General features: G+C 44.8%; 11 protein-coding genes and 1 tRNA gene. 8 read left to right on the forward strand and 4 right to left on the reverse strand.

Features of this window, described 5'->3' with window-relative positions; translation table 11 throughout:
• The first annotated feature begins 359 nt into the window (after nt 1-359).
• The 4 genes from QUA34_RS23985 to QUA34_RS24000 all read left to right on the forward strand — a co-directional run bounded on the left by QUA34_RS23985 (nt 360) and on the right by QUA34_RS24000 (nt 8015).
• Nucleotides 360-1535, forward strand: coding sequence for an exonuclease SbcCD subunit D (locus tag QUA34_RS23985; RefSeq protein WP_333389561.1), 1176 nt, complete (start codon nt 360-362; stop codon nt 1533-1535).
• A 252-nt stretch (nt 1536-1787) separates the two neighbouring features.
• Nucleotides 1788-4829 (forward strand): SMC family ATPase, encoded by a 3042-nt coding sequence (locus tag QUA34_RS23990; protein ID WP_333389563.1) that lies wholly within the window; start codon nt 1788-1790, stop codon nt 4827-4829.
• An 86-nt stretch (nt 4830-4915) separates the two neighbouring features.
• Entirely contained in the window at nt 4916-6085 is a 1170-nt protein-coding gene (locus QUA34_RS23995) for a pyridoxal phosphate-dependent aminotransferase (protein ID WP_333389597.1), read from the forward strand.
• Between the two features lie 16 nt (nt 6086-6101).
• Entirely contained in the window at nt 6102-8015 is a 1914-nt protein-coding gene (locus tag QUA34_RS24000) for an aminopeptidase P family protein (RefSeq protein WP_333389565.1), read from the forward strand.
• On the opposite strand, the gene QUA34_RS24005 is transcribed toward QUA34_RS24000, so the two are convergent.
• The 4 genes from QUA34_RS24005 to QUA34_RS24020 form a co-directional block, all read right to left on the reverse strand.
• Nucleotides 8005-8256 carry a hypothetical protein gene (locus QUA34_RS24005; RefSeq protein WP_333103119.1) on the reverse strand — a complete coding sequence of 84 codons (252 nt, stop codon included), beginning with the start codon at nt 8254-8256 and terminating at the stop codon, nt 8005-8007. The genes QUA34_RS24000 and QUA34_RS24005 overlap by 11 nt on opposite strands.
• Complete coding sequence (locus QUA34_RS24010) at nt 8256-8456, reverse strand: hypothetical protein (protein ID WP_333103120.1); 201 nt, start codon at nt 8454-8456, stop codon at nt 8256-8258. Before QUA34_RS24010 ends, QUA34_RS24005 begins: the two co-directional genes overlap by 1 nt.
• A gap of 49 nt (nt 8457-8505) precedes the next feature.
• Nucleotides 8506-8578, reverse strand: a tRNA-Thr gene (locus QUA34_RS24015).
• A gap of 125 nt (nt 8579-8703) precedes the next feature.
• Nucleotides 8704-10863, reverse strand: a complete 2160-nt coding sequence (locus QUA34_RS24020; protein ID WP_333389567.1) for a WD40 domain-containing protein — start codon at nt 10861-10863, stop codon at nt 8704-8706.
• 378 nt (nt 10864-11241) lie between these two features.
• Here QUA34_RS24020 and QUA34_RS24025 point away from each other — a divergent pair, with 378 nt between their 5' ends.
• The 4 genes from QUA34_RS24025 (at nt 11242) to QUA34_RS24040 (ending at nt 14772) form a co-directional block, all read left to right on the forward strand.
• On the forward strand, nt 11242-12387 hold the full coding sequence (locus QUA34_RS24025) for a sulfate ABC transporter substrate-binding protein (RefSeq protein ID WP_333389569.1): 1146 nt from the start codon (nt 11242-11244) through the stop codon (nt 12385-12387).
• Nucleotides 12388-12475: 88 nt separating this feature from the next.
• Complete coding sequence (cysT, locus tag QUA34_RS24030) at nt 12476-13336, forward strand: sulfate ABC transporter permease subunit CysT (protein ID WP_333389571.1); 861 nt, start codon at nt 12476-12478, stop codon at nt 13334-13336.
• Nucleotides 13326-14204: a sulfate ABC transporter permease subunit CysW gene (gene cysW, locus QUA34_RS24035; protein ID WP_333389573.1), complete on the forward strand. Its 879-nt coding sequence runs from the start codon at nt 13326-13328 to the stop codon at nt 14202-14204. Before cysT ends, cysW begins: the two co-directional genes overlap by 11 nt.
• 208 nt (nt 14205-14412) lie before the next feature.
• Nucleotides 14413-14772, forward strand: a complete 360-nt coding sequence (locus QUA34_RS24040; protein WP_333328461.1) for an NIL domain-containing protein — start codon at nt 14413-14415, stop codon at nt 14770-14772.
• The last annotated feature ends 470 nt before the right edge of the window (nt 14773-15242 follow it).

The following is a 15242-nucleotide window of genomic DNA, read 5'->3' on the forward strand; positions in this document are numbered from 1 at the left end:
CAGGTTTTTTTCCATAATTGTAATATTCCGCCCAGAATGTCACACTTGTCAATACCCTCTGACCTGAATCCTTACGAGTGCCGTAGATTTGGTGAATGCTTTTAGTTATGCTGAGGCATATCCTGATGAGATTGAAAGAGCAATTCGAGAACAGGAAGAGGCATAAACTGTGGCAGATCTTTATACCGCGATCGCACAAAGCATTAAAACTGAAATATTTTACCATTTTAAATCAGGCTTTTATGAACGGGCAAGATGCCCGTTCCACAAGAAATTTATTCTTTGTGGAACGGGCATCTTGCCCGTTCTTGAAAATGGTACAACATCTCAGTTAACATAAACAAAAAACTCCTCGTACTATGCGAATAATTCATACTGCTGACTGGCATTTAGGGCGACGTTTTCGAGGGATCGATCGCACTTTTGAAATTGCGATCGCCCTCGAACAGATTTTGAAGCAAGCAAAAGCCTTGGATGTCGATGCTGTGCTCGTTGCCGGCGACATTTTCGACGTGCCCAACCCTCCCGCTTACGCTGAACGCATTGCTTATAACTTTTTCTGCGAACTCCAAGCGGCAGGAATTCCCGCAATTGCGATCGCCGGTAATCACGATTCGGCATCCCGCATCGACAGCATCGCGCAATTGCTTTCCCTCGCCGGTGTTCGCGCTTTAGGCAAACCCAGGCTTTCCGCAGACGGCGGCACAATTACTCTTAATACAAAAAGCGGTAAACTTTGCGTGGGAGCGATGCCTTTTGCTTCCGAACAAAGACTGTTAGATGCTAATTCTCTCTGGCAGTCTGGCGATGCCGATCGCCGAAAAGATTACCGCGAAATAGTAAAATATTTACTCGAAGATTTAACCAGGGATTTTAGAGACAATACTGTCAATTTTCTCATGGGACACATGAGCATTGACGGCGCTCGATTAGCAAAATCCGAAGTCGCTTATTACACGCGAGAAAAATACCTGCTATCATCGCAAACTCTGCCGCCGGAAGCTCAGTATGTTGCCCTCGGACACATCCACATTCACCAGCGGATTTCTGAGACTTCTCCCGCTTATTATTCCGGTTCTTTGATTCAGTTAGATTTTGGAGAAGCGGAACAGGAAAAAGGATTTTGCTTGATAGAAGTTGAGCCGGGAAGTCAGGCAAAGGTGGAATTTAAGCCGGTGGCTTGCCACAAGCCGTTAAAAGTGCTTAAATGTCATAACGACAATCTCGATGAAACTTTACAAGCTCATCAGTATCATCCGGGTTTCTTGAAAGTAATTGTCGAACTGGACAGTCCGCAAATCGGACTTGCCGATCGAGTGCGCCAAATTTGTTCTCAAGCGCTGTTAATTGAACCGCGCTATCCAGATGCAGCGCTAGAAGCAACAGAAATAACTAATATCGATCCCAATAATTTCGATCCGGCAGCAGAGTTTTGCAACTATTATCAAAACCGCTTGGGAACGACACCGAAACCAGCAGTATTGGAGGAATTTAAAAATTTGTACAAGAAGTTTAAGGAAACAGTTAACAATTAAATGGGTAAAAAGATACAATCCAAAATCCCAAATCTCAAATTTCAAATAGTTTTAAGACTGAAACCCACGCTCAATGTCGCTTGTAGTCGAGTCTAGATCCCCCTAAATCCCCCTGGTTGTTGGGGGACTTTGATAATACTCTTGTCCCCCCCTTAACAAGGGGGGTTAGGGGGGATCGGGAAGACTGTAGAAGGAAGACAGTAGAGCTGAATATAACAATCTAAAACCCCAAATCCTAAAACTAAAATCAGTATGCGTCCACTAGAACTTATTCTCGAAGGATTTACCAGCTTCCACCGCGAACAGCGTTTAGATTTTTCTCAACTCGATTTGTTTGCAATTACTGGTGCTACAGGTGCAGGCAAATCTTCCCTGTTAGATGCCATGACTTACGCTCTTTTTGGCACGACAACTCGCAGCGGCAAACAGGTAAGTGATTTGGCAAGTCAAGGCAGCGAAAATTTAAAAGTGCAGTTGCGTTTTGCTGTGGGTTCGGCACAGTATCGGGTGACGCGAAGGTGGCGTTTTCGTCCCAAATCTCCCGAAAATAAGGTGATTTTGGACAACTGGCAAAATGGTCAATGGGAAACTTTGGGGACGAGTATCGTTGCTGTTCAAAATACCATTGAACAGATTTTAGGAATGGATTTTGATACTTTTACACGCGCAATTGTTCTGCCTCAAGGCAAGTTTGATGAATTTATTAAAGGGGATACTTCAAAACGTCGGGAAATTTTGCGGCAGCTAGCGGGATTTGAGATTTTTGAGCAGATGCGGAAGGAAACAAATGAACTCGCAAAGTTGCTGAAACAGGAACGGGAAATGGTGGAAAGGCAGCTAGCGGATTTGAGTGCGCCGACGGCGGATGAGGTGGATCAAAGACGATCGCAACTTTTGATTTTAGAGCAGCAGTTACCCCAGTTCGATCGCGCTGTGATGAAAGCTCAAAAGGATCTAGATGAAGAGGAACAGCTATTTTCGCAAATCGCTCGCTGGCAAGAGTTACAACAACAACTGGCCCAATTAAATGCTAATTCTGCTGAGGTGGCAATTTTAGCACAGCGTTTAGAAAGAGCGCAAGCTGCCAATCATTTACAGGGAGATTGGGCTTTAGTGCGATCGGCTCGCAGTCAGTATGAAACTGCCGAAAGTGCCTCGGTGGCAGCGCGAAAGCAGTTAATTAAAGCTCGCTCTGAGCTGGCAGTAGAGCAGCACCAATTTGATGCGGCAAAAGCCAAAGAAGACGTGCTAGCGCCACAAATTAAGGCTCGCGAAGATGCTCTAGCTGCTGCTAAAGTATATGAAGAACAGCGCGCTCAATTAGAAAAAGAAGTGGCGCTTGCCCAAAAAGTTCAACAGGAAAAACTCCGCTTTTTTATGGCAGCAGATAAAGAACTGCAAGCTGCTAACACTAAAATTCAAGGCGCGGGTTTTCGAGTTACTCAAGCAGCGGCACAGCTCGAACAGTATGCGCCGGGAGGAAAGCGTTTAGAGCAATTGCAGCAAATTTCACCCTTATTGATGGAATTGCAGCTAATTACCAAGCAGCAAAAGACTCAGCAAGAACAGTTGGATAAATCTCTGGCAGATAAGGAAAAAGCTCAACAGAATTATGTGCAGGTTGCCGCTAATTTAGAAGCAGCAGAAATCCAACTAAAAGAGTGCGATCGCGAGTTAGAAGCGGCCCAAACCGCTAATGCGGAAGCCGCACGTTTAGAGAGTGTGGCTGCTGTCAGAATGTCGCTGAATTCTGGCGATACTTGCCCGGTGTGCGGGGGGGTGCATCCTGAGAGCGATCGGCTCCCTCCTTTGCCCGATTCTAATATTGTCGATGTGGCTGGTTTGCGGCAGAAATTGGCTGCTGCAAATCAGGTTTTTCAAGATGCTCAAAGGTTGGCTGCTGAGGGAAAAAGTGCAGTAGCAGCCTGCCTGCAAAAAGAGTCGGAAATTGCTCAAATGTTGGAATTAACTGCGAATAAAGTTGCTCAATTGCAGCAGGAAATCACTCATGTGCTGGAAAATCCTCAGTGGGAAAGCTTGGGGTTGCAGCAGGAGTTGGCACTCCTTAAAGAGAGCGATCGCCAATACCGCGAAACCGAACAGCAGTTCCAACTGGCATCATTGGAATATGATAATTTTCAGGAAAGATTTAATTTGGCGGTGGCGACTCAAGCAGCTAAACAGCAGGAATATCAAGATGCGATCGCCGAATCAGACCGTCGCCAGCAGCAGTTGCAAAGTTGTGTAAATGCGCTTTATCAAATTACCGAATATCAACCTTATGCTAATTTAGCAAAAGTTTTAGAACAAGACAAGCAAGACTTGGCAAATCTGCTAAAAGTTGCCGAAAAATCCTATCAAACTGCTCACAATAAGGTTATTCAAGCCGCAGAGAGAGAGCAACAAGCTGGAGAAGCTTTTGGACAAGCCCAAGCCCAGAAACAGCAGTTAAACCTGGATTGGTCAGCAAAATTAACAGCGGCTGATTTCACAGAAGAGACATTTTTAGCAGCGGTGGCGACAGTTAAGGAACAATCAGAATGGGAAAATGCTATTCGCTCTCACCGGGAATCAAAAATTCAGTTAGAGACGCGGGCGAAAGATTTGAGCGAGGCAATCGCAGGCAGAACTACCGATGAGAATACTTTAGCACAAGTGCGATCGGCAAAACATACCGCCCAAGAAAACCTCAAACAAGCCAACAACAACCGCGCCGAACTGTTAGCTTGGATTCAAGTAGCAGCCCAAAATCTCGAACAAGCCGAAAGACTGTCACAGCAAATCACAAATTTCACAGAACAAGAGCAAACTTATCACACCTTAGCGCAGAATCTCAAATCCAACGAATTTCAATCCTACATTTTAGAACATTTAGAAGCAGAATTAGTCGGCAGCGCCACCTTAATTTTGCAAGAATTAACCGAAAATCGCTACAAACTAATAAACCAAGACGGCGAATACTGGGTAGCAGATAATTGGAACGGTGGCGAAGCTAGACGAGTGCGTACTCTTTCCGGTGGCGAAACCTTTGCCACTTCCTTATCAATGGCTTTAGCTTTGTCAGAAAAACTGTCTCAAGGATCTCACTTGGGCAGCTTGTTTCTCGATGAAGGATTTGGTACTTTAGATACCGAAACTCTGGAAAGCGTTACTCAAATTTTAGAATCTTTGCGACAGCGAGACAGGCTGATTGGAGTGATTACCCACGTTCGAGAATTGGGCGAAAGATTGCCCGCACAAGTTAAAGTTTCTAAATCACCCCAAGGTTCTAAAATAGAAGTACATAGATCCTGAAGTGAGAGGCGCGTGCGTGAAATAGTAAACTTGCTTAAGGACGTATATTATCACTAAATCTGCCCTACAATTACCTATAATATATGATGAAAAATCCCCCGACTCGAATGCAATCGGTACAGTCGCCAATAATTCCAGTAGTTGGCGAACTGATTCGCCAAAATCCTGGAACAATATCTTTAGGACAAGGCGTAGTTTATTACAATCCGCCACAAGAATCATTTGACAAAATTCCCGAATTCTTCGCAAATACCGACAATCACAAATACAAAGCCGTGGAAGGAATTCCACAATTACAAGATGCTATCGCAGCCAAACTCAAAACCGATAACGACATAGAAATTAACAGCAAAAACTGTATTGTCGTTACCGCCGGCAGCAATATGGGATTTACCAACGCCATTCTCGCCATCACCTCGGCGGGAGACGAAATTATTATCCAATCACCTTATTACTTCAACCACGAAATGGCGGCAATTATGGCAAGTTGCCGACCAGTCATAGTAGAAACTGACGCCCATTATCAACTTAATATCGATGCTATAAAAAAAGCAATCACCGACAAAACGCGAGCCATAGTTACCATTTCACCAAATAATCCCACTGGTGTTGTTTATCCTTCCGAAGCACTCCGAGAAATTAACGAAGTTTGTCGCCAGCACAACATCTATCACATCAGCGATGAAGCTTATGAATATTTTACTTATAACGGCGTCAAACACTGTTCGCCCGCCGCTTTTCCCAATAGCAGCGAACATACAATTTCTCTGTTTAGCCTCTCCAAAGCCTATGGTTTTGCGAGTTGGCGGATCGGGTATATGGTAATCCCAGAACATTTGCTCGTTTCAGTGAGAAAAATTCAAGATACAATCTTGATTTGTCCCCCCGTAATTTCTCAGTATGCAGCGCTGGGAGCCTTGCAAGTTGGTAGAGGTTACTGCGATAATTATGTAAGGGCGATCGCATCCGTGCGCCAACTCGTATTAGACGAACTCAATACCATCCAAAATTTGTGTACAATTTCCCCAGCCTGCGGAGCATTCTACTTTTTCTTGAAAGTTGATACTGAAATCGATACAATGGAATTAGTAGAAAAATTAATTCGCGAATATCACGTAGCAGTGCTTCCCGGTACAACCTTCGGCATGGATAGCGGCTGCTATTTGCGCGTTGCTTACGGTGCTTTGGAGAAAGCAACCGCCACCGCTGGTATTAGGAGATTAGTTAAAGGTTTGAAGACAATTTTAAACAAGTAAAATAGGAAGATTCAACATGGTTGCCACTAATTTAAAAGCAAATACAAATATCCAAGATACCTCCGCTGCAAGACTGGCAGACTTGCGCGATTTGATGGCAGATTATGAATTAGATTGCTATTACATCCCAGCGGTTGACGAACACTTAAATTTATCAGTTCCAGCAGCCAAGCAGCGGCGAGCTTGGATGTGCGGTTTTACGGGTTCCGCCGGTGATTTGTTGGTTGGCAAAAATTCCGCTTGGTTGTTTGTGGATTCCCGCTATTACGAACAAGCCGAATTGCAAGTCGATACTGGAATTATTCAAATATCGAAACTCGGCTTAGAAGGAAATTTAACCTTAATTGAAACTTTAGAAAAACTGGCGGTAGAATCGGCAGAAAAATCAACTAAAATTCGCCTGGGTTTTGACCCGTTTACCGTAGCGACAGAGCAATATCAAAATTGGGTGAAAAAATTCGCGAATGCAGAGATTGAACTCCTACCAATCCGGGACAATTTGACAGACAAAGTGCGATCGCAAACTCCTTGGCAAACAGCCGAGACTTTACCCGCGATTGATGCAGAGCCCATATTTAGCTTACCTGTATCCCTGACCGGAGAAACCGCCGCCGAAAAATTAGCCAGAGTCAGGGAAGCGATGCAAAAAGCCAACATCGATGTGCTTCCGATTACCAACCTCAATCAAATAGCGTGGCTGTTCAACCTCCGAGGCTCGGATATTCCCCACATTCCCATTTTCATATCCTATGCCATTGTCACCACAGATTCAGCATTTTTGTTTACAAATACCGAACGAATTTCACTAGAAATCAAGCAAGAATTGCGGGCGGATGTAACTTTGCTTCCCTACGCAGACTATCCGCATACATTAGAAACTTGCGTAAATTTGCCACATAAAGTTCGGGTACTTTTAGACCCGAAACACAGCACAGCAGGCACGTACCAGTTAATATTAAACCATCAAGAAGCGCAGTTATACAACATCGAAATACTTTTTGAGACACATCCGGTGGAAGGGATGAAAGCTCGCAAAAATCCCGTAGAAATTGAGCAGATGAAATCAGCCAATTTCAAAGCAAGTCGAGCGAAAACTTTGACTTTAAAGTGGTTGACAAAACAGTTAGAAAATGGTAATGTATTGACCGAGTTTGATGTCAAAGAAAGCATCGAAAGATTTTACCAGGAAGAAACTGATTTTCAGACTTTAACTTTTAGAACGATTGCAGGTGCGGGAGCCAATAGCTCGATCGTACACTACGGAACCCCCAGCCCAGAAGTCACCTTAAAACCCGGAGAATTGCTGCTGCTTGACTCAGGCGCGCAATATTTAGCAGGTACAACCGACGATACGAGAACACTAAGTATCGGAGAACCGACGGCGCTACAAATAGAACACTACACCACAGTTTTAATCGCGCACATCAACTGTGCAATGCAGCAATTTCCCAAAGGAACAACGGGAGCGCAATTAGATGCGATCGCCCGTGCGGTATTATGGCAACAACAGCTAGACTACGGACATGGCACCGGGCACGGAGTCGGCGCGTTTTTAGCCGGTCACGAAGGGCCAAACGGCATCAGCAAATCGGTACAATATCCCCTGGAAGCCGGAATGGTAACGAGCATCGAACCGGGATATTACGAACCGGGATGGGGCGGAATTCGCATCGAAAATCTCTATGTTGTCAGGGAAATGCCCTCAAAAAACGGTTCGGTTTGGTACGGATTTGAATCGCTGACGTATATTCCGTTTGAGCGCAAATTGATAAATGTCGATCGACTGTCAAAGACTCAACTCGCATGGTTGAATAATTATCACGCTTCGGTAGTCGAGAAGCTGGAACCCGTACTTGATGCAGCAACAATTGAATGGTTGAAAACAGCCTGCGCTGCGTTAGGTAAAATTGATGTTACTATTAGCCAATAAGCCGATCGTACTCTGCGTGCGCGCCGATCCAAAACCACAAAATACCCTGCTCAATCCCTATACCCAAAGCTCGGTAGTCTTGTCCGGCTCTGACTGACCAATACTTGCCGACTTTTTTGAAATGCAGCGATGGATGAGTTGGATCGGCTTTGAGTAATTCGTAACATCGATCGGCTGAAAGCTTTACGGTTTCAGGTAAAGCGTTGTAGCATTCCCAAAATCGACGAGTCGTGTAGTGCATCAAATTTCCCGATAGCGCCCCGCCTCAAAATCTGCGATCGCCTCCTGGGCTAAATCTTCCAACTTACCGCCAGCAATATCTTGTTCTAACTGCTCGTCCCAACGCCGATAATCCAACTCAAAAAACCATTCCAAAAGTTGATGAAACTTATCTGGTGGTAGATCCAGGATAGCGGCTTCAATTTGCTCGATCGTCAACATAGAGCTTGTGATTTGTAGATAGTTATATCTCTCAAAATTATACTAATAAAGCTGGTGACAGGATTTGAACCTGCGACAGGCTGATTACAAATCAGCTACTCTACCAACTGAGTTACACCAGCAGTGAAACTTAATATAGCAAACTTATAGTCATTAGCGCAACCCCCCCAGCCATTTTTTTTTCAAATTCGCTCAAAACCCCTCCCCGTAAGGGCAAAACCGAAATTGTCTGCCCACTGCCAATTAACTAATCGCACCGCCAAATCTTAATCGTCTGATCCGCACTGCCGCTGGCGAGCAAATTGCCCGAAGGTGCGATCGCCACCGAGTACACCGTACCCGAATGTCCCTTAAGAGCGCTCAACAACTCCCCCGTCTGCAAATTCCAAATATTAATCGTATTATCATCGCAGCCACTAACCAAAGTCAAACCGTCCCCACTGATAGCAACCGAATCGCCCCGACTCACATAATTCTGCAAAATATGCAGCGCCTCATTCGTTCCTAAATTCGTTACACCCTTTCCCTTCGCATAATGAGTATTTAAAATCCGCAACAAACTGCCCGTGTGCAAATTCCGCAGCTTAATCGTATAATCATTGCTGACGCTAGCAAGAACCTGACCGTCCGGCGCGATCGCCACAGAATTCACCCCAACATTCAACCCCGAAAGAGTCCGCAGCAACTTACCGCTTTCCACATCCCAAACCTTGCTCGTCGCATCCGAACTGCCACTCGCCAATATTTTACCGTCCGGGCTAAAAACCACCGCATTCACATTGTCAGAATGACCCTTCAAAGTCCGCAGCAACTCACCACTCCGCAAATTCCACAGCTTAATCGTATTATCAGCACCGCCGCAGCTAGCAATTATTTGGCGCTTCGGGTTAATCGCCACCGAATTCACCTCCATAGAATGTCCCGGAAAAGTACACAGCAAATCACCGGTGTGCAAATTCCAAAACTTAATTGTTTCGTCCGAACTGCAGCTGACCAACATTTTTCCGTCATAGCTAATAGCAACCGAATTTACGCGATCGGAATGTCCCGTCAGAGTGCCAATTAATTCCGCTGTTTCTAAATTCCAAATCTTAATAGTTTTATCCCAACTACCGCTAGCCATAATTTTACCGTCAGGGCTAATCGCCAGAGAATTCACAAATGATGAATGTCCCGGCAGCGTATATACACACCGCCATTTTTGATGTTTTAATTTGTGAGCTAATTCCTTCACCCGCTTAGCTGCCGCCTCAGCTTCCTCTCTACGTTTGAGTTCAGCCTCCTCCAAACGCTGGCGTTCCGCCCTAGCTTTCGCCTCTCGCAGTGCCAGCCGCCGCATCTCTCCCTTATAGACTATTCGCTGCTGCTCCTGAATTTCTTTAAGAGTTTCTATATACGGTTGGGCCCAATCTTTAGAAAACCATTCATGAGCAAATTCCGCCTCTAATTTAAATAACTGAGGTTCGTGAGTAAAATCGATATTTAAATAATACAAATCAGCTAAAAAAGCGGCCAATAACTTGTGAATAGTCACAATTATTTGCCGAATAATCCGCAGGCTCAGCTTTTTGTCTTTCCCCTCTGCTTCCAACTGGTTATAAACCTCTTCCCAATTCCAAGGCTGCATCGCCACTAGAGAAACGCTCTGATTGATAACTCCCCAAAAACCCACATGAAAATTAACTTCATAATCGCTAATATCGCTGTACAGTATAGCAGTCGGTACGGGAGACAAAACAGTCTGCAACCGCTCCACATCAATATCAGAAATGGATTTTTTGAAATAGTCTCCGTAAAACTGAACCGGGCACAAATCTCCATGCGGGGGGTAGTGCTGGTTCAAAAAAGCTCTTAACTTAGCCGGCAGCTCGATATTCAGATTGTGGCGAAACGAATCCGGGCAATCTTGGCTAATTTTTGCGGGAGCAACTAACAGCAGCAATCGGTGCTGCTGCTGCTGCTGCAAAATCTGTTCAGTTTCCTGCCTGCTCAAATTAGAAAACCAGTTGTCCCTGTCCCAAATAGTTTGAATTTCGCTCAGCTTAACTCGAATTGCTTCTGATTGAAACTCCCGCATTAAGTCGCGGCAAAGTCGGCTAATTGCCCGCTTATCTCTTATTTCTTGTGCCTTAATTCGATTAGCCCGTTCTTCCTTTACCCTTTCTTCTGCGCCCACGAGGGCGATTAATTCTTGTTCTCTGGCCTGCTGCCGCTGCAAATATCTCATTTGTGCTTTAATCCAGCGGGGGTCTTTTTTGATTTGCTGGTTTAAAGCTGAAGAACCAGAGGGCTCAATTTCTGCATAGCGTTCGCTGACAGCGTTTGCCCCCAATCTTTCTCCCAATTCAGAGGCTACAGGCTTCAACAGTTCAATTAGGGTGTCTGAGACTGGGCGGGGTAAGGACATACCAGTTAAAACTTTTTCTTACTTAAGGGCGATCGCGCGAGTCAGGCATATCTCGCTGGGGCGGCGACTCTTGGCAGGGCTATTACATTTGGGCGATCGGCCGATGGTATATGTAAGGAGTATCCTGCAGGCGTATCGTGCAGCGCCGCAAATTTAGCACCTTAACTCAATAATAGTATTTATACACTTTACATTTTACCCCGAATCTGAATCAAAAACACCGACGGAAAAGACTTCAGGATATGCGATCGACCCTGAGTTCCCCCAATTTGTTTTTTTTGTTGCCTTTTGACTCACTCTTGTCTATAATCGTACTTCACAACCATAATTACGGTATTCCTACCTAAGAACCGTACTTTATCTAGAGGAACAAATATAATGAGCCCGTGGCAACGCCTAACTCAACACCTTTACTGGCCGCAACAGCGATCAGCCAGCACAAATCAATCATTTACGGCCATGAAAAGATTTGTATCGCTATTTTTAGTGGGAATAACTTTAAGTCTGGCCGTTGCATCCTGCGGTCAGGGAATCACCAACAACCCCGCAGCCACTCCAGGCAGTGGTAGCCCAGCAGCTAACAAAGGCAACGTAGAATTAACCCTAGTATCCTTCGCCGTCACCAAAGCCGCCCACGAAGCGATAATTCCCAAATTCGTAGAACAATGGCAAAAAGAAAAAGGCCAAACCGTCACCTTCAACCAAAGCTACGGCGGTTCCGGTTCCCAAACTCGCGCCGTAATTGACGGTTTAGAAGCAGACATCGTACACCTAGCCCTCGCCCTCGACACCGCAAAAATTGAAAAAGCCGGACTCATTGAGCCCGGATGGGAAAAAGAAGTCCCCAACGAAGGCATAGTTAGCAAATCCGTAGGAGCAATAGTCACCCGCGAAGGCAATCCCAAAGGCATCAAAACCTGGGAAGATTTAAGCAAAGACGGAGTAAAAGTGATTACTGCCGATCCTAAAACATCAGGCGTTGCCCGCTGGAATTTCCTCGCACTTTGGGGTTCGGTTGTTAAAACCGGAGGAGACGAAACCAAAGCATTAGACTTTACTAGCAAAGTCTACAAAAACGTCCCGATTCTGACTAAAGATGCCCGCGAAGCCACCGATGTATTTTTCAAACAAGGGCAAGGCGACGCCTTAATTAACTACGAAAACGAGATTCTTCTGGCAGGTGAGAAAGGCGAAAAACCGACTTATACTATTCCCGAAGTCAATGTTTCGATCGACAATCCGATCGCCATCGTCGATAAAAACGTTGATAAACACGGTACTCGCGAAGTCGCGGAAGCATTTGTCAAGTTTCTCTACACCCCAGAAGCTCAGCGAGAATTTGCCAAAGTAGGCTTCCGCCCAGTAGATGCGACAGTAGCCGCAGAACCAGAATTTGTCAAAAAATATGCCCCCATCAAAACCCTATTTACAGCTCAAGACTTAGGAGGTTGGGGAGATATTCAGAAGAAATTCTTCGATGACGGAGCGGTTTTTGACAAAATTCAAGGTTCAATTAGACAGTAAAAAAACAGAATGCCCAGATCCCCGACTTCCCCCAAGTTGTCTGGGATCTAATAGATTCACTATTCTTCCAAATCCAAAGTATTCACTTATGGCTGTATCATCTCCAACCAGCAACCCTCAATCTCCGATCGACAATATCAAAAGGGCGATCGGCAAAATAACATTACCTTGGGGAATCACCCTAGGCTACCTCAGCTTAATGCTATTGCTCCCAGTTGCAGCAATGCTGCTGAAAGCCAGCACCGCAAACCCCGCCGAATTTTGGGCAATTGCCACCACTCCCATCGCCCTTTCCGCCTACGATGTCACCTTCTTTACGGCATTAATTGCGGCATTAATTAACGGAGTATTCGGCACATTAATTGCCTGGGTTTTAGTCCGCTACGACTTTCCCCTAAAACGGATTGTCGATGCAATCGTCGATTTACCTTTTGCACTGCCCACCTCCGTTGCCGGTTTAACTCTCGCCACAGTTTACAGCGATAACGGCTGGATTGGTTCGCTTTTTGCACCTTTGGGAATCAAGATATCCTTTACTCGCTTGGGCGTAGGTATAGCGATGATATTTATTTCCTTGCCATTTATAGTTAGAACCGTACAGCCAGTTTTAAATGAGATGGAAAAAGATATCGAAGAAGCAGCTTGGTGCTTAGGTGCTTCTCAATTTGAAACCTTCTGGCGAGTAGTTTTGCCGCCGCTATTTCCTTCTATTTTAACTGGAGTAGCACTCGGATTTTCGCGAGCGGTGGGCGAATACGGATCTACTGTAATTGTAGCTTCTAACATACCGTTCAAAGATTTAATCGCCCCGGTTTTAATTTTCCAACGGTTGGAACAGTACGACTATGCAGGAGCAACAGTTATCGGCACTGTCATGTTAGCTATTTCCCTGGCAATGCTGTTCGCCATTAATCTTTTACAAGCATGGAGAAGACGCTATGACGGCTAATATTAATTCACCGGCTGGTTACAAATTTCCGCCCGCAGGTTCTAGTCGGAGTCAGGAAAAAGCTTGGGTAAAACCAACTTTAATCGGAATTGCGATCGGGTATCTCGCTCTTGTCTTATTTATCCCTACTCTCAATGTTTTTTATCAAGCTTTCAGAAAGGGATTTGAGCCATTTTTGTCTAACTTAACCTCACCAGATTTTCTGCACGCAGCGCAACTAACCCTGATAATTTCTCTGATAGTTGTGCCAATCAATACAGTATTCGGTTTGTGTGCAGCCTGGGTAATTGGTCGCAACAAATTTCCGGGTCGCACGCTATTAATCAGCCTTTTAGACGTACCTTTTGCCATATCTCCCGTAGTGGCAGGTTTAATGATTGTACTGCTTTATGGTCGGCTGGGATGGTTCGGGCCGTGGCTGGAGGGGGCCAATATCAAGGTTATTTTTGCCTTCCCTGGAATGGTGCTGGCTACTGCTTTTGTTACCTTGCCTTTTGTTGCCCGCGAAGTAATTCCTGTTTTGGAAGAAGTGGGAACTGATCAAGAAGAGGCGGCGAAAACTTTGGGAGCAAATGACTGGCAAATTTTCTGGAATGTTACGCTTCCGAGTATTCGCTGGGGATTGCTTTACGGAGTAATTTTGACCAATGCTAGAGCAATGGGAGAATTTGGAGCCGTCTCTGTGGTGTCGGGAAATATTGCTAAAAAAACGCAAACTTTGCCCTTGTTTGTAGAGGATGCTTACAAGCAGTACGCGACCCAAGCCGCATTTTCGGCTGCGGTAGTTCTCGGTCTTTTAGCAGTTGTTACCCTCGTGCTTAAGGAGATTTTAGAACGAAAAACTAGGATCAAAGAAGTTGAAGAATAGTCATTAGTCATTAGTCATTAGTCATTAGTCATTAGTCATTAGTCATTAGGGCTTTAGGGTGCGCGCTGTGAACCTCATCCCTCAAACCAGTCAGTAGTAGGGTGCGGCGCTATCGACAATCTGGTTGGAAGCTCGAAAATCTCGCAGATCCGCACCCTACAAGATATTGGTGCAAAATGTAAACTGAAACAAACATTAGGAGTCCCAAATGTTAGATCACAACACTAGCGAATCTCTATTTGAGGCGATCGGCAATTTTGACAAAACCCAAGAATCAGATATTCTCCAATCTGATAGTCGTGACAACAGACCAACTCAAACGCGCATTCGCATTCGTATTCCTAAAGAATACCATCAGGAACCTGTCATTTCTCACCTGATTTCTGAATACGGTTTGACGGTGAATTTTAATGCTGCTTTGTTGGGTGTTAAAACTTTAGATGACGGTTGGTTTGACTTGGAACTTAACGGTACAAGTAAACAAATTGAAACGGCTCTAATTTATCTCAATGATTTAGATGTGGAAATCTGGAGCAATTCCAATCATCCCGATGAAGAAACTTGGTAATTAGTGAGTCTTTGACGCACCAACCTGGAAGAGGAGTTAATATTCTGGACTGCCACGCCTAATTTTCTTTCTTCGAGCCGGTTTATTGAGTCTAATAGGCTCCAGGAATGTTAGTCATGAGTCAGCCTATCTCTTCCTGTAAAATTACAGTTATCACGCTTCTAGTGAGGAATACAAGTGGTCATAAAACTCAGAGGACTTGTATTCCTTACTGCCAAGTAATTTGATTGCGGTTGTTCGTTAGCGAAGCCCTCGAAGAGGATCGCACATACAGATAATTCAGCAGCCAACAAGTACCAAATAACACCAGCTTACAGCTAATAACCGTGATTGATGACTCTTGATTAACCAATATCGATCATCATCAGTTAACTATTCGATTGACATTTTTTATAAAATCTGGTGTTTTCTCCATCTCTGGCATATCAATAAACAGCGCGCAAGTCTTCTCCAACATTGTTGTAACAGCC

Origin of the sequence: Microcoleus sp. POL10_C6 (assembly GCF_036701585.1) — a bacterium.
GTDB lineage: Bacteria > Cyanobacteriota > Cyanobacteriia > Cyanobacteriales > Microcoleaceae > Microcoleus.

Excerpts from the sequence above, each read along its gene's own strand:
- QUA34_RS23990 (WP_333389563.1), top strand. The coding sequence starts at position 1,788 with ATGCGTCCACTAGAACTTATTCTCGAAGGATTTACCAGCTTCCACCGC.
- cysT (WP_333389571.1), top strand. The coding sequence starts at position 12,476 with ATGGCTGTATCATCTCCAACCAGCAACCCTCAATCTCCGATCGACAAT.
- QUA34_RS24005 (WP_333103119.1), bottom strand. The coding sequence starts at position 8,256 with ATGCACTACACGACTCGTCGATTTTGGGAATGCTACAACGCTTTACCT.
- QUA34_RS23985 (WP_333389561.1), top strand. The coding sequence starts at position 360 with ATGCGAATAATTCATACTGCTGACTGGCATTTAGGGCGACGTTTTCGA.
- QUA34_RS24010 (WP_333103120.1), bottom strand. The coding sequence starts at position 8,456 with ATGTTGACGATCGAGCAAATTGAAGCCGCTATCCTGGATCTACCACCA.
- QUA34_RS24025 (WP_333389569.1), top strand. The coding sequence starts at position 11,242 with ATGAGCCCGTGGCAACGCCTAACTCAACACCTTTACTGGCCGCAACAG.
- QUA34_RS23995 (WP_333389597.1), top strand. The coding sequence starts at position 4,916 with ATGAAAAATCCCCCGACTCGAATGCAATCGGTACAGTCGCCAATAATT.
- cysW (WP_333389573.1), top strand. The coding sequence starts at position 13,326 with ATGACGGCTAATATTAATTCACCGGCTGGTTACAAATTTCCGCCCGCA.
- QUA34_RS24040 (WP_333328461.1), top strand. The coding sequence starts at position 14,413 with ATGTTAGATCACAACACTAGCGAATCTCTATTTGAGGCGATCGGCAAT.
- QUA34_RS24020 (WP_333389567.1), bottom strand. The coding sequence starts at position 10,863 with ATGTCCTTACCCCGCCCAGTCTCAGACACCCTAATTGAACTGTTGAAG.
- QUA34_RS24000 (WP_333389565.1), top strand. The coding sequence starts at position 6,102 with ATGGTTGCCACTAATTTAAAAGCAAATACAAATATCCAAGATACCTCC.